This is a genomic window from Spartinivicinus ruber, from assembly GCF_011009015.1.
Lineage (GTDB): Bacteria > Pseudomonadota > Gammaproteobacteria > Pseudomonadales > Zooshikellaceae > Spartinivicinus > Spartinivicinus ruber.
On record NZ_CP048878.1, the window covers coordinates 1,700,025 to 1,725,849 of the forward strand.

The window sequence follows — 25,825 nt, forward strand, 5'->3', positions numbered from 1 at the left end:
TATATGCAATAGCACTTATCATTGTAGTGCCATCTCAAGTGGTTAGCCTATAACACACAATGAAAACAAAATAGAATATTAACCACCACAGTCTAACTGACTGACGTACAAATAAAATACGTAAAGCTACGAAAGAGTTGATTAGAGGTTTGGCTGTTATTTAGACAGGTTAGGGCTTTGTCTTGTCTATAGCGGAAGAGGAGTTGAATGCAGTTACCAGCTGGCTATCTGATAGATAACTGCATTGTTAGTTAAAGGTTCATTACTGTTGCGTAGAGGGATCTATTTTTAATGTTGAGGTGAAGTTGTTTCTAACTGATAAAATTACTTTATGTTGGGTATTTGTGGTTGAAACCAAGAGAATATTATGATGGTTTTTACCATGGGAAAACGCTTTTATCGAAATATCCAAGTTATTCAGTTGTTTGATAGGTTTATTCAAGGTAAATGAGACTTTCGTTTCATGATTGCCTAACCTAACCTTATTAAGATTTAAATTAGTCTTATTTCCATTTATAGTAAAAGCAATATTATTTTTAAGATAATCAACCAATTGTTGCTCTAGCTCTTCTTTTGCTGACTTTTTCGTAAGAGGTGGACTGTTGGTAACAGGTAGATAAGACTGTACCGTTGCCTGGGCTAAAATAGCGGTTAAATGCCAAGTGGATTTTTGCTGAGTTAATCTAAAAAACGACATGTTGCCACTATGAGCATGGGAAGCACCCGGTAATAGAATTAACAGGAAGCTAAATAATAGAGTAAGAAGGTTATTTATTTTATGCTGATTACCATTCATTTCACATATTCCATATCTTTAATATACTTTTAGTAAAGAAAGTTTTTTATTCAACAATGAGTTGGTCTTTGGCTAAGACACCCTTTAAACAGCGTGGAATATCGACATTTTCATCATGAATAGCATGGTAATGATATTCACCCCAGGGGTAGTGCAGAGTAGGACCAAAATGACCATTACATTTATCTAAGTCCCTAGCAGGGGAGCCAGGTAATTCAAGGCTGGCATAAATAGGGAAACCATCCATTGCATAACCGATTAATGCTGTCGGTTCCTTTTGATAAATATTGGTACATTGCACTTCAGTAATACCATTTTTATGTAGTTTTTTATTAATCGTTTCAGGAAACATATGCGAATGATAAAAACCTTCATTGATATGCCCGCCACAGGGATCTAAAGCAGGTAAATTTCCGGGACTGGTGCCAGGAAAACTATCTGTTACAGAGGGTGGGAGACCATTAATTGGAACGCCAACCAGTGATAATCCAACAATATTAGCGGCAGTTGCCATAGGCGTTGGTTCTTCAGCAAAACGGGGTGAAGCAGGAATTAAATAAGTCAATTTCAGTCGATAGTCAGGCTCTACTTCAATACAGTAAGCAAGCTCTGGATCACGATTATCTGGTTGACTGGGGTCAAAAATAGCAACTCGAATATTGCCTTTATCATCAATAATGTCATAACCGTCTTTTTCCATATCTTCGAATAAGTCTTTGTTAAGTACTCGAAGGCCAGGATTGGTTTTGCCGTCATAGGGGTATATACCACCTACGTCGTTGACTGTTTCTGGGCAGTAAGGACCATCCTCTATGGCATTACTTTTAACTTTTAACTGAAAGCAAAGAGATTGTTGCTTATTCTCAAGGGTACACTGTACAAGAGAAATATCCTCTAAAAAATGTTCGTTATTATAATAAGCTGGGTTTAGAACAGTTCTATGAGGGGGGAACTCTTTAATATTCACATTGGCTGATAATTGTGGTATCGCTAAGGCTAGTAAGGGAATAGCGCCAAAACACAGTTTATAGTAAGGCATAACTGTATCCTTATTGTTATATTTCTTAAATACAGAAAACTACGTGGTATAAAATAAAACACTGGAAATATAGCCAAAGCGAATGACTTTTAGGGGGCTAACCTGCTACTACAAGGTTAGCCCCCTAAAAGTTATTCGCGAAGGGTATAAGTACTAATTAGTAGCAATACAGTTGGTAAGGGGCAAATAACTTTACACTGGTTTACAAAGGTTAGGACAAGGAGAAGTTAAGCAACGAAATAAATGAAGTAAGCAAACAAGAAAATAAGAGAGACTGTGAATAATGAAACAATCTCTCAATAAATTTGTAATAAAAAAATAGATACTGTCGTTCAACCTCTAGTTGGTTTTTATAAAGTAATGGGGCGCTCAGGCCAAATAATAATGGGAGGTTCTGAGGAGCCTGCCTCACATAGCCAACTCACTTCATAGTCAGCGCATTTGCCATCGGCTTGATGTTTATTCCAACAAAATAAACCTTTTCTAGGCGAGAGGAGTAGCCGCTCTTTTAAACTAAGATATGTCTGGCCAGTTTTTGAGCGAGCTTTAACTCGAACAGGGTTGTAACAACCTGCAGGCATTTCCAGGTCGCCAATCGAGTTAGCCCGATGTTTACTTTTCCAACGGCTCCATTGATAGTTTGCATAACGGTCGGCACTTGTTATACATCCTGCATGGTTATTAGTTAAACTGATATCACCATCAATTGCCCCTTTAATACAGTTGATATCTAATACTGTTCGATATTGTTTAATATTATTATTAGGGGCTAACATTTCAAGTTTGGCATTTTGCAACTGTAGTACTTGGTAAAAGTTCACTTTAGGAATAAAGTTAGTTTTTACCTCATCTGTGTTATCAATATTGTTTGCTAGGTTAAGGGGGCTAGCTGCTGATGGATCTCTGCGTCTAAGTGTTAAGTGAGTTTCAGTGAACAAAGTTGTGCTAAGCGTATCTTGAAGTGATAGGGTTTCGCCTAACTCTCTAACTTTTCCTGGGCTGAGAGAGCCTGCAAATTGAATACCACATTGGCTGATATCATTACATTTAAGTAACTCTTCCATTTTGGTACGAACATCTTCTCGGCTTAGCAGAGGGTTCATCCCAGACTTTAGCTCTCTAAAAGTAAAGTTATAAAGTTTTATCCAGTCGACATTAAGTTTGATAATGTTTAAGGGTTTATCGCTAATGGTCCAGTCAACAACTCCAGTTAATAAGTGGTTCCATGTATTTCCTTTATTTAATAAATCTTGTAAATGAGGTTTCCAGCCTGGCAACGTAATTGCGTCAAATGGAATTTTGGTACTGGTGCTACCCCGTTCATGTAACTGAGTTTCAAGGCTATAAAGTAGATTAATATTAATATCATAAACCTGATCAGTGCCTTTTATTTTACATAGTGGCATGGTGACATGGGATTCGCTGGAGTGCTCAACAGGTATTTTCTCTATTTTGCACTCTAGTGCTAGCTGGCCATTTGTTACATCGAATGCAGTCGCAATAAAATTAAGCTGAGCAAATTGATGTTTTGCTGGTTGTACTGATGTATACCCAAGCTGCTTAGCTTCAGTTTTTAGCTGTTTAACGAGGGTATGGTTTTCGATGGTAGAAAAAGTACCACCAAAGCCAACCATTTCTTTATCAGTAAATGGTTGGGCTAAGCCATACAAAGTTACTGCATAAAAATTGGGTAAAATTTCATTTGTGCTAGGGTTTCTATTGCTTACATTGGTTGCAGGAGTAGGTGCTATTCTTTCAACTCCACCGTAGCGAGAGATATAAAATAATTGTCGATTATCATTAGGGTCAGTGATCAAGTGAAACTGGTTGATAATTTCAGCTGAGAAATTAACAGCTAAGCAGGATAGTGGAGTGAACAGTAACAAGAAGAGAAACAGTCTTACTTTCATAAAACTTCCTTGTGAAATCGTTGTAATACCAATAAGGTCTTATATTTTTTAGTTGAATGTCTCTTTGTATTATACTGGTGCTTTTATTTTTTGGTAGCAGGGAGTGGCCAAAATATTTGGTATTTATTGAAGTGCTCAGGTTAAGCTTATGAAAAAAATTCATCTTTTATATAGTAATGATTTACATAAACCTGTTGGCGTATACTTTATATGTTTCATCAAAAAATTATTATTGATTTTCATCAACAAATGGTTTTTTTGACTGTGTAAGTCTTTCCTCAAAATATACGCAGCTAAACTAATGAAATTAGGTGTAAATAAGTAGTTAGAAAGAAACTTGTTATGGGTTTTGTCTTAGACAAAAGTCTAATTTACAGAGCTTATGTCTAACAAATAGCATCACTGGCGCCTGGCTTGTCGGTGTATTTGAGCTTAGTAACAAGGGATAGTTCCATTTATATTTTTTAAAATTCAATAATAAGTTAGGTTCTTCAGTTTTAGTCATTAACGTTAGTATAAATATTATCCATTTTTTCTATACAAGGATAGTCATAATGAAATTAGGCAAAACCCTTATGGCAGTTGCAGTTGCTGCTATGGTTCAGCAAGCGGCTGCTGCTCCAATTGATGAGAGTCCAGATGTGCAATTTTCAGCAAGAATTTATGATAACTTCTATTTGCTGAAAGATGGCTATGACTCTAGCAAAATCTACTACATTCCTAAGCGTGGTAATGTTGCTATACAAGCTGCTACCAGTTCTATGCCTGTGCCTCGTTTTAACGTATTCCACAAAATGCAAACTTCCGGCTTTTTTGCAGGTGAAACATTAAGTTATATGGGTGGCTCATTTTCTACATTAGGGGATTATGACGCACTTCAAGACTTATTAGATGAAGCCAACCGCCATGGGTTAAAAGCTTTTCCTGCACCTGCCACTGAAGCACAAACCACTTTCTTAGCAACTGGTAATCAAATTGATAATGGTCGTTTAGATATTGCTTGCTCAAATGAGAAGCTGACGATTGGTCAAGGTGGGCAGCAACGACAAATAGATGTGCCTAAATGTACCATGTTAAATGATGAAAGTGGTGAATATGATTTAAGTACTAACGTCATGTATCGGTTCAGATCCATGATGGTGCCAAGTCAAACTGTAGTTAATCAAGACTTACCATTCCAAGCTGTAACAACACCTGGCTGGGATCAACAAATTAATAATATTCTTATGACAGGAGGTCAATGGGATAACCTGTTAACAGCTCGTATTGACTGGAAAATAAAAACTGATGAGAAATATCATGTAGTAAAAGTAAAAGTTGATTGGCCTGAGTTATTTAAACAAGCCAGCCAATTTACCAGTCAAAATCAAAATGCTAATCAGGAACAAGAAGTTCAGCAGTTCTTCCAGCAACAGGCCCAGTGTCAAGACGTATCACAGTGTGGTGCGGTAGTACAATTCCAGCAAAATGATGGATCTTTTGGTCCTGTGTCACCTGATGATGATCGCTATCAGCAGGCTGTTGGTGCATTAAGAGATAAGTTACAAGGCGAGTTGTTTAATGAGGTTGCAGCATTCCAGCAACAGCAACAACCTTCTCCTAACCCAGGGCAACAGCAGCAACAATGGGATCCAATTTATACCATGAAGTCAAACTACGACAAGTTAATGAAGGGGGGTGAGGAGTTTATGTACTACTATACTCCAGGTGTTATGCGCCATTACAACACCACACTTAACTTCAGTTGTATGAAGCAACCACCAATGAGTCGTATTGTTTGGAATATGGATGATCCAGGCTGTAGAGCGCTGATTGGACAGTAGTGATTGTAAACAAAGTATTATCATAATTATATTGCACTACATGCTTTCTAGCATGTAGTGCTTTTTGCATTTCGGGAACTAAAAAAATGGACGTAATAAATCGTATACTATGCTGGTTTGGTTATTGGCTTTTTGCAGTACTTTCTTTAGTCATAACAAGTTATACGGTCGCTAACCCTATAGACATTAATACATTGGATTGGAGCCGTATTATTGAGCAAGATAATATGGTATTTGTGCCTATTAAAGATATCCAGCGAGGACCTATTTGGTATACAAAATATAGTAAAGTCGTTTCAAAACCAACTAAAGTTTTTGACTTTAAAAAAGTAGTGGTATCTTTATACCCTAAACCACATGAGCAAAATAAATACTATTCATTTGTTGAAGAACATGATATTCAGGATGCAAAGGTTAATTTGATTCCACCAGGACAACAAGGATGTAAGCTGGAGTCTGAGTTAATTTCATTTTTTAGTGAATTGCCAGAAGAGTATCAACCTAAATTATTACCTGGTAACTATCCTTATCTATGTGAAGTCATGGTCTTTTATTTACCTGAGGATGAGTCTGCTGTATTTCGTTTTTTAGCTACCCATGCTGTACTTAAAGTGAATATGAATATACCTGTTAGCTTTAAAAATTTGCCACCATTATCTACTCAACCAATTATTGAAAATCTATCATTTGAAAAAGTTTTATCCTATTCAAGGCCGCATCAAGGGTTTTGTACTGATGATAAATACCAATTTTTTTATCAAAGTGCAAAACTAGCTCAAACCCACTCATCACTGTTTGTCTCTGAAGACCCTTATATTGGGTGGCAGACATTTATAGACTTATTTGATGAAAATAACCAAATGACGTGTATTCACAGAGATATTATGTTGAAGACACATTACCTTAAACAAAATATTAAAATCCGGCACTAGACTTTAATATTTAAGTTTTACTGTTTTGCCACCAAATATAAATTTGGTGGTTTATTATGAAAAAACAACCTTTATTACTGCCTGCTTGTGAAAACCGCTTTGAAGATGCTGTAAGGTTTCCTCATCGTAATGGTATTGCTCATTTCACTACTAACTAACTATATGGATGATGATCTCAGTGCCACTGGCTCCATGTATCCTTACTTCTAGAATGTAACCATTTGCTAAAGCTACTAACTGGCGGTAAGCTTGGCTGATTTGGAAATTGTATTGTTCCAGAGTTGTCGCTCTTCGCAGGAGTCAGTAAAAGCATGTTGCAGCTTCTCTTACAAGGCCAGATAGCCGTTTTTATTCTATTGTTGATCGCTATAGTGATAGCACTTACTTTTCATGAGTTTGGTCATGCCGTGACGGCTAAGCTGTATGGGGATGATACGGCAGAGCGGATGGGGCGGCTTAACTTAAACCCTATGTCCCACATTGATCCGATGGGATTGTTAATGGTGGCAATCATTGGTTTTGGTTATGCCAAACCTGTTATTACCAATCCTCGGAACTTTACGTCTCGTTGGGCAAGCATGGTAGTTGCTGCAGCAGGACCTGGTATGAACCTGTTGCTTGCTATTTTTACATATAACCTTTATGTATTTGGCCTGGAGCAAGGCTGGTCGCTTTTTATTGGAGATGGGCCGAAGTTTTTCTTTACCTATTTGTCTATCATTAACCTCGTGCTAATGATTTTTAATTTGATCCCCTTAGGGCCATTAGATGGTCACTATATTTTGCCTTATTTGCTGCCTAGACATTTGGCTGTTAAGTATCAAGAGCTTAACAGTCGCTATGGAGCAGGTGCGTTATTGATCTTGGTAGCGTTAAGTGTTATGGGGGTGCCTATTTTCAGCTTTGTGATTAATCTAGGCTCAACAATTTTACCCTACATTACGTTTGTTTAATTGAGTATTTGGCTGTCCCTTTGCTTATGACTGCTTAATTTTTCTATGAAAAGCCTCTCTATTTAGAGAGGCTTTTTCGTTTTGGTTGAAGGGATAGTCGTGATACCTTTCAAAAGTAGTTACAGTTAGAATCGTAACTATTTCGCCCTGTGTTTACTTTATAGCCAGAAAACATCACTCCGTTTAAGTGAAAGGCTGAACCATGACGCTTCAATGAAAAGTGTTGATGAGGACCAGTAGAGTGGCCACCATTACAAAGTGCTTGGGATATATTGCCTGCATAATTGGCTATTGCCTGATTGCGGGAAACAGTTTGACCTGTCTGTGTTCGAATATTACTTAAATGATAATAAGTGGTGGACCAGCCTCCTTCATGAATAATTTCTAAGGGGCAAGAAGAATGTCCTACGGCTCTGCCTGGAGCGGCAGATACCACCTATAAATTTGGCAGAAATTAAGTGTGTGGATTCAAAATTATTGGCAAAGGTTGTTGCTTCATTTGATTCGTTATTATTTACATATAATGGTTTAATTGCTGTACTACTAATACATAAAATACTAAATGAAAGTACACATAATGTTGACTTTGGCTATAGCTAATTTGCTGTTGTGAGATTTTATTAATAATTGTTAGCGTTAATGCGATGGGGAATATTGTACCAGAACATAATGAGTACTATGCAGTTGTTCAATTTATTTAATAAAATTTATTAAATGTTAAAAGCTTTTTCTGATAGAGTGATTGTAAAATAATTATTTTGAAATGACTGATCTTTAATAAAAAAGGGAATGAATAAGTGAAGTACGCTTGGTTTTATTTAGTTATTATTCAATATATCCTGAGCACTGATATTTATAAAATTGTTGTTTATAAGCAGTTGACTGATTATTTAGCTAGAGGCTAGTTAGCGTTGTTCAAATATGCTCCATTCAAGTGGATTGGGCTTTTGTAAGCAAAAAGCATAAATTGCTACCTAGCAACTAAGGTAGTTTTGTTTATAGCATACTGAAATTGAGAATTATTATATATCTGTTAGACTAGCCTTTGAGCGGAAAGGCTTTTATGGCTTCACAAGTAACTCACTGGTCCTCCTTGATTTTCTTCTGTTTTCATAAATCCTCGACCTCATCCGGCGAGCCCCTTCATTATGCCTTGAAGCTAATAGGTATATGAGCAGCTTAGGGCTGAGTTGAATTGCATATAATGACTGATTTGAGGAACAGCTATGTTAATTGGTGACAAGTGTGTAGTGAGCATTGATTATACGTTAAAGGATGATGACGGTACGGTAATTGACCAGTCTGAAGCAGGTCAACCACTTGCTTACCTGCATGGCTTTGGAAACATTATTCCTGGCTTAGAGCAAGAGCTAGTAGGCAAAGTGGCAGGTGATAGTTTTCAGGTAAGTGTTAATCCAGAAGATGCTTATGGGGAACATCAAGAACAACTAATCCAAAAAGTACCTTTGGCTACCTTTCCTGACCCTGATAATTTGCAAGCAGGCATGCGTTTTACTGCACAGACGGAACAAGGTGACATTCCAGTTGTTATTGCTGATATACAAGACGATGAAGTAACCGTTGACGCGAACCACCCGTTAGCCGGTTTGACCTTACATTTTGAAGGGAAAGTCGTTGATGTACGTGATGCAACAGAAGAAGAGTTGCAACACGGCCACGCTCACTAAGTAGTGAAGCTGCAGATGGGGCCTGCATGGGCCCTTGTGATGTTGGTTGCCAATTAAATAGCGCTAGAACTCTTAAAATTGCTTTGTCCAGTAGACATGTTGCCAAGTAGCTCTTGCATACTGGCAGGTGCAATTGGTCTGCTAAGGTAATAACCCTGCACTTCATCACAGCCAATTTTAACGAGTAAATCGAGTTCTTCCCTGCGTTCAACCCCTTCTGCAATCACTGTCAAATCCAAATGCCTTGCCATCGCAATAATGGCATCTGTTAACGCGAAATTTTTGCCATCGGTATCAAGGTGACTAATAAGGCTTTTATCTATTTTAATTTTATCAAAAGGCAGGTTTTTCAAATGGGTTATTGAGGAAAAACCTGTACCATAATTATCTAAGGCAATTTGTACGCCATACTGTTTTATTTTGTTAAGAGTTGCTTCGCATAGTTTTAAATTTTGAATTATTTGTCGCTCAGTAATTTCAATACATAGCATTTCTGGTGGTAGGTTGACTTCTGCGATCGTATTGAGCAAGTTATTGAAAAAAGTGGGATTAGTCAGTTGTCGAGCAGCTACATTAATAGAAACTCCAATGTGTGGTTGATATTTACCATTTAGTCTTTTAATTAACTTAGCTGATTCGCGTATTACATAACAGCAAAGCGCGCTTCCATAGGTTGAATTTTCTGCAATACCAATGAATTCATCAGGTGGTACATTACCCAACTCTTTATTATTCCAGCGAATTTGTGCTTCAACCCCTGAGCAGTCGCTGGTTAAACAATTGATAACGGGTTGGTATACCACTGAAAACTCTTTTCGGCGAATGCCGGTAGGCAACAAGTTGGCGATTTCTACTTGTCTGTTATTGAGCGAATCCAGTCGTTTACTGTAAAAACAGGCAAAGTGATCACTATTATATTTTGCTTCATACATAGCAATATCAGCATGTTTAACCAACTCCTGGACGGTTTGACTATCTGGATAAACGGCTATACCGATACTAATGCTTACATCAATATTATATTGGCCAATTTTAATTGGCGAAATAGAAATGGCATTATTAATACGTTTAGCAATAGGGTATGCCTGTACTTCAGCATGCAACTGTTCAGCAATAATGGCAAACTCATCACCACTTAGTCGAAATAGCATATCTTCTTTTCTTAGTGCGCTGCTAACCTTATTGCCAATTTCTTTAAGTAGTAGATCCCCCGTGGTGTGTCCGTAGGTGTCATTAATGTATTTAAAACCATTAATATCAAAGTATAAAACGGCCATTACAGTATTATGGCGTTTGGCTAAATTCAGGGATCGCTTACAAAAATCGAAAAAATATAAGCGATTAGGTAAGCCTGTTAGGGAGTCTTTTCGAACAATAGACTTTAGTAACTCATTTTGATTAGCCTGTTTTTTTAACGCTCTTTTTAGTTCTAGTTCGATATTTTTTCGCTCTTTTGCATATCGTAATGACCTCAATAAAATTGAGGGTGTTACTTCATTTTTACACATATAGTCTTGAGCACCCAGACGTAGTAACTTTAAAGGTAGGGCCGGGTCATCAGAGCTGGTTAAAATAACAATGGGAAGCCGAGAGTTTATCTGTTGAATTTGTTGAATAGCTTGTCCTGCATCATCAATATCAGGTAAGTTTAAATCAAGCAATAAAGCCGTGTAATTTTGTTGCTTTAGTTGAGAAAGTGCTTTGGTAAAGTTATCTGCCAGCTCAATTGAAATATAATTGCAAGATACTCTTTCAATCATTGTCTTAAACAACAAAGCATCACTTGGGTTATCCTCAACCATTAACAGTGTGCTACCAGGCTCATAACTTTGTAAAATAAACTCTTTCATTGTTTACCCGCACTTTTAAATAGTTGAGTTAAACAAGTATATAACTGGGAAAAGCGCATATAACAGCTAACCCGCCGAGAGTCGACTGGCCAAAGATTAAGCTGCCTTCATGGAGCTTAACGATTTGTCGACAATACGCTAGTCCCATTCCTTTTCCTTGGAATTGCTTTTCACTATTCAACCGAGAAAAAACTTGAGTTATTTTATGATAATCTTTCTTTTTAACACCAATACCATTATCTTCAACTTGTAGGGACCACTGTCCATCAATAGTTGATGGTTTAATTACTACTTTTGGTTGTTGTTTTTCAGGCTGAAATGTTAATGAGTTGATTAATAAATTTCTTAATAGCAGCTTCCATAAGTGTTTAACCCCTTTAATTTTCGGTAAAGTAGCAATTTCGATAATTGGGGCTTGGAAGTTACTATGTTTTATATCTTCATTAATAACATCATTGGTAACAGTATTTAAATCAATTTTTTCGTATTCGTGTGATGTAGACCAAATTCTGGAATATATTAATAAATCATCAAACATTGCTTGAGTTTTAGCTGCATTCTTTGCAATTAGAGATAACCATTGTAATCCTTGATCATCCAACTCATTGCCGTATGTTTGTAACAATAACTTAGAAAAACCTTCTAACCCCCGTAATGGTGCTCTAAGATCATGAGTAATGGCGTATATTACGCTCATATATTCACTGTCTAAGTTCGTAGAAGCCTCGCTAGGTGAGTTCTTTGTGTTGGTTGTCAACGTGGCTGTTGATTCATTCATTGCATAGTCTCTTCAGACTTCAATATTGCATTAATTTTTATGTAAATTTTATTTTGTTAGACAGGAGTGATAATCTTTCCTTGGCTTTCTTACTTTATAAATTATCCTAATTATCACTATACCTAAGCCATTAACTGCTGTATATTTGAACAGCATGGAAACTTAATTGAGAAGGTATAAATAATGGCTATCAACAAAGTTCAATTTCAAAAAGGCCTGAGTTTAAACGAGTTTCTCAAACAATATGGTACAGAAGAACAATGCTTTAATACCTTATACAAATTGCGATGGCCAGAAGGTTTTCAGTGCCCCAATTGTGGATACGACAAATGCTGTCAACTCACTACTAGAAAGCTTCAGCAGTGCTATAAATGTCACCAGCAAACATCTGTAACTGCAGGTACTATCTTTGAATCAACCAAATTACCATTAAAGACTTGGTTCCAAGGGATGTATTTGATCTCCCAAGACAAAAAAGGTATATCAGCCATAGAATTACATCGCCATTTAGGTATTTCCTATCAAGCTGCCTGGAGAATGAAACATAAGCTCATGAAAGTGATGCAAGAAAGAGAAGGCACCAAGCAATTGTCGGGTTTTATTGAAATTGATGATGCCTATCTTGGTGGTGAGCGTACAGGTTGCAAAAGAGGTAGGGGAGCAGATGGGAAAATACCTTTTGTAGCAGCCGTAGAAACAACAAAACAAGGTCAACCGACACGAATTAAACTGAGCATTTTAAAAGGGTTTAATAAAGAAGAGATAACGGCTTGGAGTAGGCAGAATTTGGCCAAGGGCAGTACCGTAATCTCCGATGGACTGGCCTGTTTTAATGGTGTCATAGAAGCAGGTTGTCTTCATGATAAAATTGTATGCGGTGGTGGTCGTGCATCAGTAGAGGAACCTGAATTTTATTGGGTTAACACCATCCTTGGAAACTTAAAAAGTGCTTTACGTAGTACTTATCATGCTATTCGCGCTAAATATGCACAACGTTATCTTGCTGAATTTCAGTATCGATTTAATCGAAGATTTAGCTTAGTAGAATTTATTCCTAGGCTAGCATTTGTAGCACTGAGAACACCTCCACTACCAGGTAAGCTACTAAATATAGCTTAGGTATGATGATAATTAGGAAATCCTATATATAAAGCCATACCCATTATAGCTTTAACTGCCCGAACCATGCCAGATGAGAGAGATAAATGTTTACAAGCAGGTGCCAATGATTATTTAGCTAAGCCAGTGGATATTGATGTTTTACTGACATTAATACGAGTACTGCTGTTTGATAACAAAGTGGCGGCATAAATAAACTGTCTATTAGTATGGAATTAATAAAAATTTATGCAATTAACAACAGTGGATAATAGTGAAACAGCACTGTCTGACAGAGAAAAAAATATTTTTCATCCGAAAGTGATACGGTATTACTGGAAGTTAAGCTGTTACTGGAAGCTGTTAAGCATCGTTATGGTTATGATTTTACCCACTACTCTAAAGATTCATTACATCGGCGGTTACAAGATTTGGCAGAAGGGAGGAAAATTATTCATCTTTCTGAAATGATCCCTAAAATACTTTGGGATGCTAATTTTTTTAACTGCTTTTTGGCAAAACTGTCAATAGGCGTCACTGAAATGTTTCGTGATGCTGATTTCTTTGCCAGTTTTGTTAATAATGTACTACCAATGCTTTCCACCTTTCCTTATATCAAACTTTGGCATGCTGGGTGTGCTACTGGTGAAGAAGTGTACTCCATGGCTATTTTGTTAAATGAACACAACTTATTTGAGCGTTCCATTATTTATGGAACTGATATTAATAATGAAGCGTTGGAGCAGGCTCGGTTAGGTATTTATTCTGTAAAAAAAATAAAGAAAGCTGAGAAAAATTTTGAGAAAATTTCTAAAGAAATTAATCTTGATAATTATTTTTATACCTCATATAACCATGGGAAAATTAGTGACTTACTGTCACAAAATATTACTTTTTCTCATCATAATTTGGTGCAAGATGGTGTGTTTGGTGAAATGAATGTGATTTTTTGTCGCAATGTGTTTATTTATTTTGATCGTGAATTACAAAACCAGGTGTTTTCATTATTTTTTAATAGTTTGCGTTATGGTGGTTTTCTCTGCTTGGGAAAAGGGGAAAGTTTGCATTTTTCGGTATTAGAAGATCAGTTTGAAGTAGTTGACAGTAAACAGCGTATTTACCGAAAAAAAATGTTGGGCAAGACAGGTTAGTTTGTGAATGTTGTTATAGCTTATGAGCTCTGTAGAGTTAAACAAAAATAATACTTCTGTAGTATATCATTTACTTGATAGTTATACCACTTGGGGGCGAACGGCAAAAAAATATGCTGGAATCATATCAAAAGCATGCCAATTGTTACATTATTAGACCTGCTGCTGTTGACAGCTACATTGAAATAGCTCAACAAATCATTCGGTATTGATCTGGTTTAACTAAACTGCCAACGGCAGTTGAACCTTTTCAGTTTATGTGAAATTTTTCTTTTATGTATGAAGTATCATATAAATAATAGTGACACGTAAATAAGATCAGCGTGCCAATAAAACGGAGCAAACCAGGTGAAGGAAAACCTGACAGCTGCACTGCAAGGACAACAACAAAACAGCAGCTTATTACAGTGGGCGGCACAGCAACGTTTTATTGCAGTAGGTATTCCAGTGTTGGCCCTATTATTAGCTACATTATTATTATTTAGTTATGAACGTAATGTTGATAAGGAAAGAGTTACTAACGGATCGGAAATAATGAATACTCTTGTGTTATAATCGCTTCCATGAAATACGACGCAAGAAAATTGAGTACAGAAGAACAACACTTAATCCGTAAGCTAGGGCCTGTTAACACTAATTAGTTTGTCGACGATAAGTGCAAAGTGAATAAAAAAGCGAAAAACAGTGTCTAATTTTTCAAATCGAGAGAATATACGTCTAAAGCCTTTTAGCCTACGAAATAAGCGTTCAACTTCATTACGTTTCTTGTACATTTCACGATCATACTTCCAAGGTGATAACCGATTACTTTTTGGCGGAACCACAGGCTCCATATTTAAATCAAATACGAGTTGCCTGGTTTCGTCACCTTCGTAGGCTTTATCCATAATGACGTGCGCACCTTCCCAGCCACAGTTTTCAAGCCTCTTTAATAGCTTTCTACCTTCCGGTGCATCACCTGCTTGACCTGGAGATAATGAAAAAGTGACCGCCGTTTGATCATCTGCTGCTACCAGGTGAATTTTAGTTGACCATCCTCCTCTTGATTTACCAATCGCTTGTGGACCGTTTTTTTTAACGCGCCTGTACCATCAGGATGAACTTGTATGATTGTGCTATCGAGCGACACAAGATCAACCTGGATATTGATGACATCAGCTTCTTGTAATACAGAAAAAACATCATCTAAAACACCTTTTTTGGCCCATCGATTAACGCGTGTATAAATGCTGTGCCAGTTGCCAAAATATTTCGGTAACCCTCGCCACTTACACCCATGCTCGGCAACATAGAGAACGGCGTTGAGTACTTGTATATTCGATAGTTTTACATTGCCGCGCTGAACAGGCAGCAAGTGTTCGATCATTTTAAATTGTTGTGTTGTAATCTCCATGAGCCTATTGTAACAACATTAGTGTTAACAGGCCCTAGCAGTACAACGAGTTTGGGATGGGGAGCGTGTAGCCGACGTAACCGTTAGCTTAGGTTTAGGGAAGAAATCAATCTATACCTGGTTAAAGGTTGCTAAAGAAAAAGGACTTGACGGTTTAGCACCAAAAGCAAGAAGTGGCAGGAATAGAAAACTTTCCTCACAAGAAGAGCAAGAAGTTAAACGCTGGATAGTGGGAGGAGACCCACGTCAATATGGTTTTGATTTTGGGTTGTGGACACGCCAAGTTGTCTCTAATTTAATTAAAGACAGGTTTGGTATTGAGCTAAGTGTGACAAGCACAGGCGAGTTACTTCATCGCTTGGGTTTAACCCCTCAAAAGCCATTGCGCCGCTCTTATGAAAGAGATGAACAAGCGGTAAAACAATGGATTTTAGAGGTATATCCAAGAGTAAAAGCCTATGCAAAGAAGCGAAATGCAGAGCTATTTTGGTTAGATGAAGCAAGCATTAGATCAGATGATCCCTTACAAAGAACCTGGGGTGAAAAAGGTAAGCCCCCTACTGTACGAACCAGCGGCCAAAGGCAATCAATCAATGCAATTTCAGCCTTGTCAAATACAGGTGGGTTTTGGTATCACCTCTATCAGGGAAAGTTTACAGCAGATAAATGTATAGACTGTTTTAAGCGATTCTTAAAGAACCGAAAAAGGCGTATAGTTGTTATAGTCGATGGGCACCCAGTCCATAAATCAAAAAAAGTAAAGCGCTTTATAGATTCACTAAATGGTGAATTAGAAATAGTATTTTTACCGCCGTATTCACCCGATTTAAATCCAGATGAATTGGTTTGGAGCTATATGAAGAAAATGGGCACAAGCAAAAAGCCACTAAAAAAAGGTGAGCAGCTTATAAACCGAGCCACTCTGGACTTAGAAGGTATTAAGAGAAATAAAAAGCTAATTAAGTCGTTCTTTCAGGAAAAGCATGTATTGTTTGCTGCCGCCTAGGTAGTAATATTATCTTTCAAGAGCAAACTCGCAACATATTTAATGGTTTGGCTGATAACTTTCTATTTTATCAAGAAATAGTGAAAACTTTAGCTAGCCTTTATGCTATTAATAGTCATATTTCACGTAATCAGTTTGATTATTTTGTTAAAAGAAGCATAGAAGAATTTAACAATATTCAGGCACTAGAATGGGTTCCTCGAGTACCTGCTCATGAGAGATTAGCCTATGAAAAATCTGCTCAAGCTGATGGGCTGACTAACTTTAAATTTAAAAAATGGCAGCCTGATGGCAGTTGGATGGCAACAGATGAGTCATGGTCTGAAGAATATTTTCCTGTTTATTATCTTCAGCCGTTTAACTCGAATAAAATAATTATGGGAGTAGACCTAGCCTCTAGCCCTTATCGTAGTAAGATATTAAATGAAGCTCGTGACTCTGGAAAGCTTCAAAGTACTGCGCGTATGATCTTGGATGATGGAAATAAGAAACAAGTGGGCTATTTAACTTTAGTGCCTGTTTTTAAAAATAATGAAATAAATGTAAATGTTGATACTGTGCAGCAACGCCGAACACAACTGAGAGGGTTTGTAGTAGGAGTATTTCGCATAAGTGATATTGTTAAGTCTACTTTAGAGAAACTAGCATTTAATCATATATTACTGGATATTGTTGATGTAACTGTTAAACATAATGATAAAGTAATGTATGAAATGTCTAATACAACTTCGGAATTTTCAGATTATTCGCGTACTCTATCGTACTCAATTGGTGGACGTGAATGGGAATTTCGTTTTTTTGCTACACATAATTATGTTGAGGCGATTAGTGGTTGGCAATCTTGGCTGATTTTAGTTGTCGGTGGTGTACTGACTATAGTTATTGGGGCAGTACTTTATGCTTTAACAGGACAAGTTAAAGCAACTGAAGAAATTGTTCAACAGCGTACCATGGAGCTGAGTAGAACCAATGAACGACTTAATAGAGTGTTTGAAGCAGTACCCAGTGGACTAGTAATGGTCAGTGAAGCAGGCAAGATTTTATTTATTAACTCAATGATGGAAAGTTTATTTGGTTATCAGCAGGATGAAATAGCTGGCCAACCGGTTGAAATTCTCTTGCCTGAACCTTTACGAAAAGATCACCCTCAGTTACGTGATAGTTATTTTCGTCTGCCTGTAGCTCGGGCTATGGGGGGAGGACGTGACTTGATGGCTGTTTGTAAAAATGGTGGGCAGTTTCCAGTTGAAATTAACTTAAGTCCAGTTGAAACAAGTGAGGGCATGTTTGTTTTAGCCTCGGTGGTTGATATTACCTGGCGTAAAAAACTAGAAGATTCACAAAAACGACTTAATGTGGAGTTGATTGCCTCTAACAAAGCTTTCGAACAAAGTATTGACCGCTTGAATAAAGTGTTTGAAGCAGTGCCTAGTGGACTGATCATGGTTGATAAAACTGGCAGAGTTGTTATGGTGAATTCTGCAATGGAAAAGTTGTTTGGTTATGGGCGTAACGAGTTAATCAATCAGCCCCTTGAAATTTTATTACCTGAACCGTTACGCGCTGCCCATCCTAAATTACGCGATAGTTTTTTCAGGCAGCCAGCGACTCGATTAATGGGACAAGGACGAGATTTAGCTGCAGTCCGTAAAAATGGTAGCCAGTTCTCTGTAGAGATTGGTCTTAACCCGGTTAAAACACCTGAAGGGGTTTTTGTTATTGCTTCTGTCGTGGATATTACGGCTCGCAGGAAGTATACAGAAGATCAGAAGCGTTTAAACCAGAAGCTAGTGTCTTCTAATGAAGCATTAGCACAAAGTAATATTGAACTACAACAGTTTGCCTATGTTGCCTCTCATGACCTTCAAGCGCCACTCAGAGGTATTTCTGGGTTTGCACAATTTTTACAGAAGCGCTATCACGGGAAACTTGATGAGACAGCGGATAATTACATTGATCGCATCGTAGATGGCACTCATCGGATGCAAACCTTAATTAATGATTTATTAGCTTATTCCAGAGTGGAGTCCAGGTCGTGTCCTTTTCAGGTTGTATCATTAAATGATGTCTTTGATGATGCAATTGCTTTGTTAAGTGCTTCAATTGAGGATGCTAATGCGTCAGTAACCCGTGATGAATTACCCTAAGTGAAAGGAGATAAAGCGCAACTAGCACAGTTGTTGGGTAATTTAATTAGCAATGGGATTAAATATCATGGTGATTTACCAACTCAAATACATGTATCAGCAGAAAAAAAAGACGATGAGTGGATTATTGCTGTAAAAGATAATGGTATTGGTATTGATGTCAGCCAATATGAAAAAATATTTGAAATTTTCAGTCGCTTACATAACCAAAGGGATTACCCTGGTACTGGTATAGGGTTAGCCATTTGTCGTCGTATTGCGCAAAGGCATAGAGGGCGCATTTGGGTGGAGTCTGCTATTGGGAAGGGTAGCTCTTTTTATTTTTCTATTCCCGTGAGGAGTTTAAATGAACATGACAGAACGGGTAGCCAGGAGTCGGCCAGCAGAGATACTGTTAGTTGAAGACAATGAAGATGATGTATTGTTAACTCGTGAAAGCTTTAATATAGCTAAATTCGCGGTAAAGCTGCATCATGTTGAAAATGGTAAAGAGTGTATGGCATTTTTGCGTAAAGAGGGCAAATATGCAGATATGCCAATGCCTGATTTAGTTTTGCTGGATTTAAATATGCCCGTGATGAGTGGTCATGAAGTGCTCAGGCAAATTGTTAAAGATGAAAACTTACAACATTTACCTGTAGTAATATTGACGACATCAGAGTCTGATCAAGATGTTTTAGCTATGTATAAACTGCGGTGTAGCTCCTATATTACCAAACCGGTGGATTTCGATAAATTTCAAACCATTATCAGCCATTTAAATATGTATTGGTTTACAGTAGTGGTATTACCTCCCAAATAATATTTTTTGAATTTATGAGTCAGTTAGTTGGTTTGTAACAGAGGGCAGTTGGGTCGTAGCTGTGTTTGGTAATAGTGGCTGAATAAACTGCCAAATTGTTTCCAATAGAATTGGCTGGGCTTTGGCATTGGGGTGTAAATTGTCACGTTGCAAGTACTGCTGTTGACCCGCAACCTCTTGCAGAAAAAAGGGCATTAAGGGTATTTGTTCTTGCTTAGCAATTTTACTAAAGCTTTTTTGGAATAATTCTGTATAACGTTTGCCATAGTTAGGTGGTATTCGCATTTCCATTAATATGACTTTGCTTCCTGACTTTTTGATCTGTTGAATCATGGTTTGCAGATTATGCTGCATCTGCTTGATGGGTAACCCTCGTAAGCCATCATTGGCACCTAATTCCAGTAACACAATGTTTGGGTTGAACTCGTTTAATGCTTTGGTTAAGCGAGCCAGGCCACCGGTGGTGGTTTCGCCAGAAATGCTGGCGTTTACTACTTGGTAGGTTGGGTAGTCTTGTGCCATGCGTTGTTTTAGTAAGTGAGCCCAGCCTTCTTGCTCTTTTAGTCCATACCCTGCACTTAAACTGTCGCCAAATATTAAGAGGGTGTCTGCCTTGACCAATTGGGGTAAGCTGATAAGCACAAGTAGGAGTAATGGTTTTCGAAAATGAATAATAAGCGAGGAAAGCATGCCGACACCTGTCGTGATTTCTGCAGTGGATTTAGTGAAAAAAGTTACCACAGGTAATACCCAGTTAACTATTTTGAAAGATTTGCAGCTAGCTATCAAGGCCGGTGAAAGTGTGGCTATTGTAGGTGCTTCAGGGGCTGGGAAATCAACCTTGTTGAGTATTCTGGCGGGATTGGACCAGCCCACTAGTGGTGAGGTGGTGCTGGCAGGTAAAGCTATCAGTCATCTGGATGAAGATGGTCGGGCAGCTGTAAGAGCAAAAACGGTTGGCTTTGTTTTTCAGTCGTTTCAATTGTTGCCGGGGCTCACTGCTTTAGAAAATGTGATGTTACCTTTAGAGTTAACTGGCGTCAGTGATGCAAAAACACCGGCGACTAACTGGCTGACTAAAGTGGGCTTGCAGGCCAGGCTAGATCATTACCCCAAGCAATTGTCGGGTGGGGAACAACAGCGGGTTGCCATTGCTAGGGCTTTTGTTACGGAGCCTAAGGTGTTATTTGCTGATGAGCCAACGGGTAATTTGGACCAAACAACGGGTGCCACCATTATTGAGCTGTTGTTTGAGTTAAATCAACAACATCAAACCACTTTAATTTTAGTTACCCATGATACCCAATTAGCAGGTCGTTGCCTGCGTCAGTTGCACTTAGATGCTGGACAACTCCATGAGCAACCTCTTACTAATGAGAAGAGAGGTTCTGCTACACATGGCTAGTTTAATTTCGTTGGTGTGGCGGTTGTTAGGCCGTGAGTGGCGTTCTGGTGAGTTACGGGTAATTATGTTGGCTTTACTGGTGGCAGTCACAGCTACAACTGCCATTGGATTTTTTGTAGATAGGCTGGAAAGAACCATGTACCGGCAATCTGCTGAATTGTTAGGAGGGGATCTATTGATACGGCGCTCTTCTTCAGCGCCTAGTAAATGGGTTAATCAAGCTGAGCAGCTCAACCTTGCTCAAACTGAAATGATTGAGTTTCCCAGTGTAGTCGTTTTTAAGGAGCAAATGGTATTGACTGCGGTTAAGGCCGTTGAATCTCCTTATCCATTGGTAGGTTGGCTAACAACTGGCGCTTCATTTGGGGAAACTGAAGGGACTAAAGTGAAATTTTCGCCGGAGCCTGGCGAGGTTTGGCTAGAACGCCGTTTATTTCATCAGTTGAAGTTACAGTTGGGCGATACTATTGAACTGGGGGCAACTGAGCTTAAGGTAACCCGGGTGCTGCTATATGAGTCAGACCGGGGAGGGGATTTTTATACTCTGGCACCTAGAGCACTCATGAATAAGGGTGACTTAGCAGCTGCGGAAATTATCCAACCTGGCAGCCGCGTACGCTATAAATGGTTAGTCTCTGGAGATGATATTCAAGTCAATCAGCTGCTGAAGTGGTTACAACCTAGGCTGGCTGCAACTGACAGATTAACGACTTTAAAAGAAGGCCGTCCTGCGTTACATAAAGCAATTAACCGGGCCCAACGTTACCTTGGTTTGGCTACTTTAATGGCTGTATTACTGGCGGGGGTTGCAATTGCAATTGGTGCCAAACACTTTGCGACCAGGCACTTTGATCAAGTGGCTATTATGCGTTGCTTAGGTGGACAAAGCCCGTTAATAGGGAAGCTTTATCTTGGCCAGTTGCTGGTACTGGCGTTAATTGTCAGCGTGGTTGGCTGTGTGGCTGGCTTTATTCTCCATTGGTTGTTTGTCATTTTGATGGCTGAGCTATTACCAGCAAACTTGCCTTTACCTGGGCTTTGGCCTGCGTATTTGGGACTATTAACTGGAGTTGTGGCAATTCTTGGGTTTGCTTTGCCACCAATTATTTCTTTGCAGCAGGTGAGTGCTTTACGGGTTTTTCGGCGGGAGCTAGTGCCGCCGCCATTGTCTTCCTATCTTATTTATGGCGTTGCTTTTACTGCACTGTCGGTATTGCTTTGGCAATTTACCGGGGAATGGTGGATGACCTTGGGTTTATTGATTGCTGTAGCAGGGGTTGGTTTGGTGGTTTGGTTTGGCTTGCAATGGGGGGTAAAAACCGTTTTTGCCCGTATTCAACTTTTGCAATGGCCACTAGCTGTGCGGTTAAGTTTGAATCACTTACAACGACAGGCAGGGCTGACTGCCACTCAGTTACTGGCATTTGGGTTAACCTTATTAGCAATGACGGTGATCTTGGTCGTTAGAACTGATTTACTTACTCAGTGGCAGCGAGAGTTACCACCTAAAACGCCTAATTATTTTGCGATTAATATTCCTCTGGCTGATCAGCAACTAGTGGCTGACTGGTTTGAAGGGCATCAAGTAGAAATAACGCAGTTGTATCCCATTATTCGAGGCAGGTTAACAGCTATTAATAGCAAACCTGTGAAGCAGGCAGTATCCAAAGAGCAACAGACAGATAACGCTTTAAATAGAGAGTTGAATTTAACCTGGCGGGATGAATTGCCACCTCGAAATGAGCTGGTGGATGGTCTGTGGTGGGCTAAAGATAAAGTCAGTCAAGAGGTGTCTATAGAGCATGAACTTGCCAAACGGCTGAATATAAAACTAGGTGATCAACTCACTTTTACTATTGCTGGGCAAAACTTAGAAGCAACAGTAACGAGTTTGCGTGAGGTTAATTGGGAATCTTTCCAGCCTAACTTTTATATGATTTTTCCTAAGCCTGTACTGGAGCCATTTGCTGCTACTTATCTCACCAGCTTCCACTTGCCAGCTGATAAGCAACGATTGCTAGCTGAACTGGTGAAAGAATTTCCAGCTATCACGTTGTTGGATGTTGCCGCTATGCTGAATCAAGTGCGGTTAATTCTAACTCAAGTGACCTCGGCAATTGAGTATGTGCTGTTGTTTGTCTTTGCTGCAGGTTTGGCGGTGCTTTATGCAGCTATCAAAGGCACGTTGGCGGATCGTATTCAAGAAGGGGGAGTGATGCGTGCTTTGGGTGCTAGTCGGCAACAGATTCGCCAGTGTCAGTTTATTGAGTTTGCTGCACTGGGAGGTGTAGCCGGCTTGTTAGCAGCATTGGGAACTGAGATAGTCTGTCGACTGTTGTATAGCGAGAGGTTTGATTTAACATACCAAACAAATGTTTGGCTATGGCTTGGCTTACCGGTGCTGGGCAGTAGCGTTATTGCTGTGATTGGGCTATGGTCAAGTCGCCGGGTAATTACGGAAAGCCCAATGGTAGTGTTAAGGGAGAGTTGACCCATTTTTGGTGCAGTCTTTAAGCTAAGGAAAGCTATACTAATTATAATTGTTACAATTTAGCGTCTGTCTTAGTGGAAAGTTAAAAAGGAATTTAATCAGGAGACAGTTATGATCTTGAATCATTTATGGGGCTTGTTTGCTCATCCACGGGAAGAGTACGATTTAATTCGTAAGGAAACCCTCGCCAATAAAAAACTGTACTTAGCCCATGTATTAATATTGGCAGCAATCCCCTCAATCAGCTCCTATTACGGAGCGACCCAAACCGGTTGGTCAATTGGTTCGCTGGAGCAAATTAAGCTTACCCCTGAAAGTGCATTAATAATGGCTGCTTTGGCTTATTTTGCCATTATTGCCGGTATTGTATTTATGGGATTATTTATTCATTGGATGGCTAAAACTTACGGCTCTTCACCTAGTCGTACAAAATGTATTGTATTTTCTGCCTATACAGCAACACCACTTTATATCGTTGGCATTGTAGGTATATACCCAAATACTGCAGTGAGTTTAATCGGCTCAATTATTGCCATTGCTTATACAGTTTATTTACTTTATGTTGGAATCCCCCGAATGATGAAAATACCTGAAGAGCAGGGGTTTTTATTTGCTACTTCGATTGTTTGCGTAGGACTAGTGTTATTGGTCACCATGAAAGTAGTTACAGCGCTATTTTGGGGTATGGGGTATGGGCCAGGGTTTGAAATAATAGGGTGAAGCTTCTTTGTAGGTATTTTTGCTTAGTTTACCTTCGCTAGAAATTGCTGGTCCGAGTGATAGAATTCGAACCAGCTGTCCTGACCAGTTACAATTTAGCTTGAAGTAGAACAGAGTAACAAATTAAAATTAAGCTAAAAGCGTGTTTTTTATTGTTTTTGTTGTGTGAATTTAGCATGGAGCTACCGTTGAAGCTGAGCCGATCGCATTAAGTATACCGTTGAGCATTTCTGTTGTAATACGAGCTTTATTAAGTGCAATATCATACAGGAAACCAAATACAACCGTTAAGTATGCCAAATAGCTCCATCCTAAATAGTCATTATAAATTATCGTAAAGAACCAGTTTTGCTCAAATATGTAACAGTAGGAACAAACCAAAGTGGATAAAAATACTAATATGCCTGGTACAAAAAGATGAATTATTGATTTTGGCTTTACAAACGAAATAAGCAACTAAAGTTTCACCAAAACATTTAAGCCACTAACTGAAGCATAGTACTAATTAAATTATTATTATGGGTTTTGGTAAATATCCCCAAACCCTTGCTGAATTTTTCCTGTTCAGTTTCTTCCGCAAAGAGACGGCGGATATCAGAAAAAGCGAAAGAGCTCCGGTTTGCAACAGAGTGGCGACGAGTAGGTTTACTAGACTGTTGTGCCACATAAAACCAAAGCAATGACATAGCCATCATACAAAAATGGAGATGGTTCGTCACGGCATGCTCTGTTCTAGCCTGACAAGATAAGCTCCCTAATTCCTGTTTTAACTCTTTAAACCCAGCTTCAATCTTCCAGCGTGCACCGTACCATTCAATTATTTGAGTCACCGTTAAAGAGGTATCTGTTGAGTAGAGAGCAACCCAAGAAGCTCGTCCGGAATAAATCCACACGACTCTAATCTGTGTTTTTAACGATTGACTCATCACTAGCTCAGTATAAGCCTGTACCGCGCGGGTCTTACCGTAGAGCTTAACCTGATACGTTGTTGCATTTCTTTTATGTCGCCTTGCCAGAGTTGCTACATTGCCACGACGCTTGCCGTACTTTCTAGGCGCTCCTCTTTTTCTTTTCTTGGGTTGAGTAGGCTGATCATATAAGACACTATTCGAACGCAATCGAGAGAGGAGATGAAACTGTTCGCCAAGTGCTTTTTTCAAAGGCAAATATAATGACCCGTTACCAAACCAGTTATCACAGACTAACAATACTGAGCGATGGCCACATACTTTAACTACACGTAATATCATGGTAATTGCTTGATCAATCCGTGTTTGAAAGTCTTTTTTAGCGACATCTTTATTCAGCTGATAAAAACGAAAGTTTAGAGGTAAACTAGCCCAACGACCGTGAATATTTTTTAAGCAGCTCAGTTTGACAATATTTTGCCCCCAGATATAACGCGACTGATTTTGTTTAGCTGCATGATCAAAGTGTTTGCCACAAGCAAATATGTTTCTTCCAGTTTTAGGCAACATAGAATCATCTGTGGCAAGCAGAATAGGTCCTTCTGTCTGATTTAAGGGTAATATTTTTTGCCAGACAATTGGCCATAATTTATCCCAAGCTAACTTAGGAGAAGCCATAAATCCATAGAATCGACGGAGGGTGACGTTATATTTAAAGAGCTTTGTTATTGCTCGGTAGATATGTGAAGCTCTGGAACCTATTACTGGTAGCATAATGGCGATCAAAGTATAAACAAATAGTGCCTTTCTTTCTCCATTTTGCTTAATTTGAGTTTGCAATTCCTTAAGAAGATCGATTAAACTTTGCACTGAAGCCTCTTTTTTGGGTGTTGTTTTTTGGCGAAAACTAACATATCAAAAAAGGGGCTTTTTTG

23 protein-coding genes and 2 pseudogenes are annotated in these 25,825 nt (G+C 38.7%); 16 read left to right on the top strand and 9 right to left on the bottom strand.

Going from position 1 to position 25,825, the window contains the following annotated elements:
- Window positions 1-262 precede the first annotated feature (262 nt).
- The 3 genes from G4Y78_RS08100 to G4Y78_RS08110 form a co-directional block, all read right to left on the bottom strand.
- Window positions 263-796, bottom strand: a complete 534-nt coding sequence (locus G4Y78_RS08100) for a DUF6702 family protein (protein ID WP_163832547.1) — start codon at window positions 794-796, stop codon at window positions 263-265.
- A gap of 46 nt (window positions 797-842) precedes the next feature.
- Window positions 843-1,835: a YHYH protein gene (locus tag G4Y78_RS08105; protein ID WP_163832548.1), complete on the bottom strand. Its 993-nt coding sequence runs from the start codon at window positions 1,833-1,835 to the stop codon at window positions 843-845.
- Between the two features lie 350 nt (window positions 1,836-2,185).
- Complete coding sequence (locus tag G4Y78_RS08110; protein WP_163832549.1) at window positions 2,186-3,745, bottom strand: hypothetical protein; 1,560 nt, start codon at window positions 3,743-3,745, stop codon at window positions 2,186-2,188.
- Window positions 3,746-4,299: 554 nt separating this feature from the next.
- Between G4Y78_RS08110 and G4Y78_RS08115 the strand changes: the two genes are divergently transcribed.
- From G4Y78_RS08115 to G4Y78_RS08125, 3 genes are all read left to right on the top strand, one after another.
- Window positions 4,300-5,568, top strand: a complete 1,269-nt coding sequence (locus tag G4Y78_RS08115) for a hypothetical protein (RefSeq protein WP_163832550.1) — start codon at window positions 4,300-4,302, stop codon at window positions 5,566-5,568.
- A gap of 86 nt (window positions 5,569-5,654) precedes the next feature.
- Window positions 5,655-6,500 (top strand): hypothetical protein, encoded by an 846-nt coding sequence (locus G4Y78_RS08120; protein ID WP_163832551.1) that lies wholly within the window; start codon window positions 5,655-5,657, stop codon window positions 6,498-6,500.
- Between the two features lie 311 nt (window positions 6,501-6,811).
- Window positions 6,812-7,453 carry a site-2 protease family protein gene (locus G4Y78_RS08125; RefSeq protein ID WP_163832552.1) on the top strand — a complete coding sequence of 214 codons (642 nt, stop codon included), beginning with the start codon at window positions 6,812-6,814 and terminating at the stop codon, window positions 7,451-7,453.
- A 109-nt stretch (window positions 7,454-7,562) separates the two neighbouring features.
- On the opposite strand, the gene G4Y78_RS08130 is transcribed toward G4Y78_RS08125, so the two are convergent.
- Window positions 7,563-7,889 (bottom strand): M23 family metallopeptidase, encoded by a 327-nt coding sequence (locus G4Y78_RS08130; RefSeq protein ID WP_163832553.1) that lies wholly within the window; start codon window positions 7,887-7,889, stop codon window positions 7,563-7,565.
- A 790-nt stretch (window positions 7,890-8,679) separates the two neighbouring features.
- On the opposite strand from G4Y78_RS08130, the gene G4Y78_RS08135 reads away from it, so the two are divergent.
- Window positions 8,680-9,141: an FKBP-type peptidyl-prolyl cis-trans isomerase gene (locus G4Y78_RS08135; protein WP_163832554.1), complete on the top strand. Its 462-nt coding sequence runs from the start codon at window positions 8,680-8,682 to the stop codon at window positions 9,139-9,141.
- A 53-nt stretch (window positions 9,142-9,194) separates the two neighbouring features.
- Here the strand turns inward: G4Y78_RS08135 and G4Y78_RS08140 are convergent, their stop codons facing one another.
- Both G4Y78_RS08140 and G4Y78_RS08145 read right to left on the bottom strand, forming a co-directional pair.
- Complete coding sequence (locus tag G4Y78_RS08140) at window positions 9,195-10,991, bottom strand: two-component system response regulator (protein WP_163832555.1); 1,797 nt, start codon at window positions 10,989-10,991, stop codon at window positions 9,195-9,197.
- A gap of 28 nt (window positions 10,992-11,019) precedes the next feature.
- A complete protein-coding gene (locus G4Y78_RS08145) occupies window positions 11,020-11,769 on the bottom strand; it encodes a sensor histidine kinase (protein ID WP_163832556.1) in 750 nt (249 codons plus the stop codon).
- Between the two features lie 183 nt (window positions 11,770-11,952).
- Between G4Y78_RS08145 and G4Y78_RS08150 the strand changes: the two genes are divergently transcribed.
- From G4Y78_RS08150 to G4Y78_RS08165, 5 genes and pseudogenes are all read left to right on the top strand, one after another.
- Window positions 11,953-12,888, top strand: coding sequence for an IS1595 family transposase (locus tag G4Y78_RS08150; protein ID WP_163830705.1), 936 nt, complete (start codon window positions 11,953-11,955; stop codon window positions 12,886-12,888).
- A 42-nt stretch (window positions 12,889-12,930) separates the two neighbouring features.
- The gene (locus G4Y78_RS08155; protein WP_268935092.1) at window positions 12,931-13,080 is read left to right on the top strand and encodes a response regulator; all 150 of its coding nucleotides are present in this window, start codon (window positions 12,931-12,933) and stop codon (window positions 13,078-13,080) included.
- Between the two features lie 140 nt (window positions 13,081-13,220).
- Window positions 13,221-13,310 (top strand): annotated as a pseudogene (locus G4Y78_RS31655) (hypothetical protein); the annotation flags it as partial.
- Between the two features lie 99 nt (window positions 13,311-13,409).
- Window positions 13,410-14,018 (top strand): CheR family methyltransferase, encoded by a 609-nt coding sequence (locus tag G4Y78_RS08160; protein ID WP_222937663.1) that lies wholly within the window; start codon window positions 13,410-13,412, stop codon window positions 14,016-14,018.
- A gap of 348 nt (window positions 14,019-14,366) precedes the next feature.
- Window positions 14,367-14,573: a hypothetical protein gene (locus G4Y78_RS08165; protein WP_163832559.1), complete on the top strand. Its 207-nt coding sequence runs from the start codon at window positions 14,367-14,369 to the stop codon at window positions 14,571-14,573.
- A 62-nt stretch (window positions 14,574-14,635) separates the two neighbouring features.
- Here the strand turns inward: G4Y78_RS08165 and G4Y78_RS08170 are convergent.
- Window positions 14,636-15,411, bottom strand: a protein-coding gene (locus G4Y78_RS08170; protein WP_163832560.1) for an IS5 family transposase whose coding sequence is annotated in 2 segments (ribosomal slippage) — window positions 14,636-15,096 and window positions 15,096-15,411 — 777 coding nt in all. Because the reading frame shifts where the segments join, the coding sequence is not laid out codon by codon here.
- 43 nt (window positions 15,412-15,454) lie between these two features.
- Here G4Y78_RS08170 and G4Y78_RS08175 point away from each other — a divergent pair.
- The 4 genes and pseudogenes from G4Y78_RS08175 to G4Y78_RS08190 form a co-directional block, all read left to right on the top strand.
- A pseudogene (locus G4Y78_RS08175) lies at window positions 15,455-16,417 on the top strand (IS630 family transposase); the annotation flags it as partial.
- 80 nt (window positions 16,418-16,497) lie between these two features.
- Window positions 16,498-18,564, top strand: coding sequence for a CHASE domain-containing protein (locus G4Y78_RS08180; RefSeq protein WP_163832561.1), 2,067 nt, complete (start codon window positions 16,498-16,500; stop codon window positions 18,562-18,564).
- A complete protein-coding gene (locus G4Y78_RS08185; protein WP_163832562.1) occupies window positions 18,565-18,966 on the top strand; it encodes a sensor histidine kinase in 402 nt (133 codons plus the stop codon).
- Complete coding sequence (locus G4Y78_RS08190) at window positions 18,911-19,366, top strand: response regulator (protein ID WP_163832563.1); 456 nt, start codon at window positions 18,911-18,913, stop codon at window positions 19,364-19,366. The genes G4Y78_RS08185 and G4Y78_RS08190 overlap by 56 nt, the downstream gene beginning before the upstream one ends.
- Window positions 19,367-19,378: 12 nt before the next feature.
- Here G4Y78_RS08190 and G4Y78_RS08195 read toward each other — a convergent pair whose 3' ends face one another.
- On the bottom strand, window positions 19,379-20,056 hold the full coding sequence (locus tag G4Y78_RS08195) for an arylesterase (RefSeq protein WP_163832564.1): 678 nt from the start codon (window positions 20,054-20,056) through the stop codon (window positions 19,379-19,381).
- Here G4Y78_RS08195 and G4Y78_RS08200 point away from each other — a divergent pair.
- From G4Y78_RS08200 to G4Y78_RS08210, 3 genes are all read left to right on the top strand, one after another.
- Complete coding sequence (locus G4Y78_RS08200; protein ID WP_163832565.1) at window positions 20,055-20,771, top strand: ABC transporter ATP-binding protein; 717 nt, start codon at window positions 20,055-20,057, stop codon at window positions 20,769-20,771. The two genes, G4Y78_RS08195 and G4Y78_RS08200, sit on opposite strands and share 2 nt — an antisense overlap.
- A complete protein-coding gene (locus G4Y78_RS08205; protein ID WP_163832566.1) occupies window positions 20,764-23,262 on the top strand; it encodes an ABC transporter permease in 2,499 nt (832 codons plus the stop codon). Before G4Y78_RS08200 ends, G4Y78_RS08205 begins: the two co-directional genes overlap by 8 nt.
- Window positions 23,263-23,373: 111 nt before the next feature.
- A complete protein-coding gene (locus tag G4Y78_RS08210; protein ID WP_222937664.1) occupies window positions 23,374-23,982 on the top strand; it encodes a Yip1 family protein in 609 nt (202 codons plus the stop codon).
- A 476-nt stretch (window positions 23,983-24,458) separates the two neighbouring features.
- Here G4Y78_RS08210 and G4Y78_RS08215 read toward each other — a convergent pair whose 3' ends face one another.
- Window positions 24,459-25,760 carry an IS701 family transposase gene (locus tag G4Y78_RS08215; protein WP_163831647.1) on the bottom strand — a complete coding sequence of 434 codons (1,302 nt, stop codon included), beginning with the start codon at window positions 25,758-25,760 and terminating at the stop codon, window positions 24,459-24,461.
- Window positions 25,761-25,825 lie beyond the last annotated feature (65 nt).

Excerpts from the sequence above, each read along its gene's own strand:
- G4Y78_RS08100 (WP_163832547.1), bottom strand. The coding sequence starts at position 796 with ATGAATGGTAATCAGCATAAAATAAATAACCTTCTTACTCTATTATTT.
- G4Y78_RS08105 (WP_163832548.1), bottom strand. The coding sequence starts at position 1,835 with ATGCCTTACTATAAACTGTGTTTTGGCGCTATTCCCTTACTAGCCTTA.
- G4Y78_RS08110 (WP_163832549.1), bottom strand. The coding sequence starts at position 3,745 with ATGAAAGTAAGACTGTTTCTCTTCTTGTTACTGTTCACTCCACTATCC.
- G4Y78_RS08115 (WP_163832550.1), top strand. The coding sequence starts at position 4,300 with ATGAAATTAGGCAAAACCCTTATGGCAGTTGCAGTTGCTGCTATGGTT.
- G4Y78_RS08120 (WP_163832551.1), top strand. The coding sequence starts at position 5,655 with ATGGACGTAATAAATCGTATACTATGCTGGTTTGGTTATTGGCTTTTT.
- G4Y78_RS08125 (WP_163832552.1), top strand. The coding sequence starts at position 6,812 with ATGTTGCAGCTTCTCTTACAAGGCCAGATAGCCGTTTTTATTCTATTG.
- G4Y78_RS08135 (WP_163832554.1), top strand. The coding sequence starts at position 8,680 with ATGTTAATTGGTGACAAGTGTGTAGTGAGCATTGATTATACGTTAAAG.
- G4Y78_RS08140 (WP_163832555.1), bottom strand. The coding sequence starts at position 10,991 with ATGAAAGAGTTTATTTTACAAAGTTATGAGCCTGGTAGCACACTGTTA.
- G4Y78_RS08145 (WP_163832556.1), bottom strand. The coding sequence starts at position 11,769 with ATGAATGAATCAACAGCCACGTTGACAACCAACACAAAGAACTCACCT.
- G4Y78_RS08150 (WP_163830705.1), top strand. The coding sequence starts at position 11,953 with ATGGCTATCAACAAAGTTCAATTTCAAAAAGGCCTGAGTTTAAACGAG.
- G4Y78_RS08160 (WP_222937663.1), top strand. The coding sequence starts at position 13,410 with ATGTTTCGTGATGCTGATTTCTTTGCCAGTTTTGTTAATAATGTACTA.
- G4Y78_RS08190 (WP_163832563.1), top strand. The coding sequence starts at position 18,911 with ATGAACATGACAGAACGGGTAGCCAGGAGTCGGCCAGCAGAGATACTG.
- G4Y78_RS08200 (WP_163832565.1), top strand. The coding sequence starts at position 20,055 with ATGCCGACACCTGTCGTGATTTCTGCAGTGGATTTAGTGAAAAAAGTT.
- G4Y78_RS08195 (WP_163832564.1), bottom strand. The coding sequence starts at position 20,056 with ATGCTTTCCTCGCTTATTATTCATTTTCGAAAACCATTACTCCTACTT.
- G4Y78_RS08205 (WP_163832566.1), top strand. The coding sequence starts at position 20,764 with ATGGCTAGTTTAATTTCGTTGGTGTGGCGGTTGTTAGGCCGTGAGTGG.
- G4Y78_RS08210 (WP_222937664.1), top strand. The coding sequence starts at position 23,374 with ATGATCTTGAATCATTTATGGGGCTTGTTTGCTCATCCACGGGAAGAG.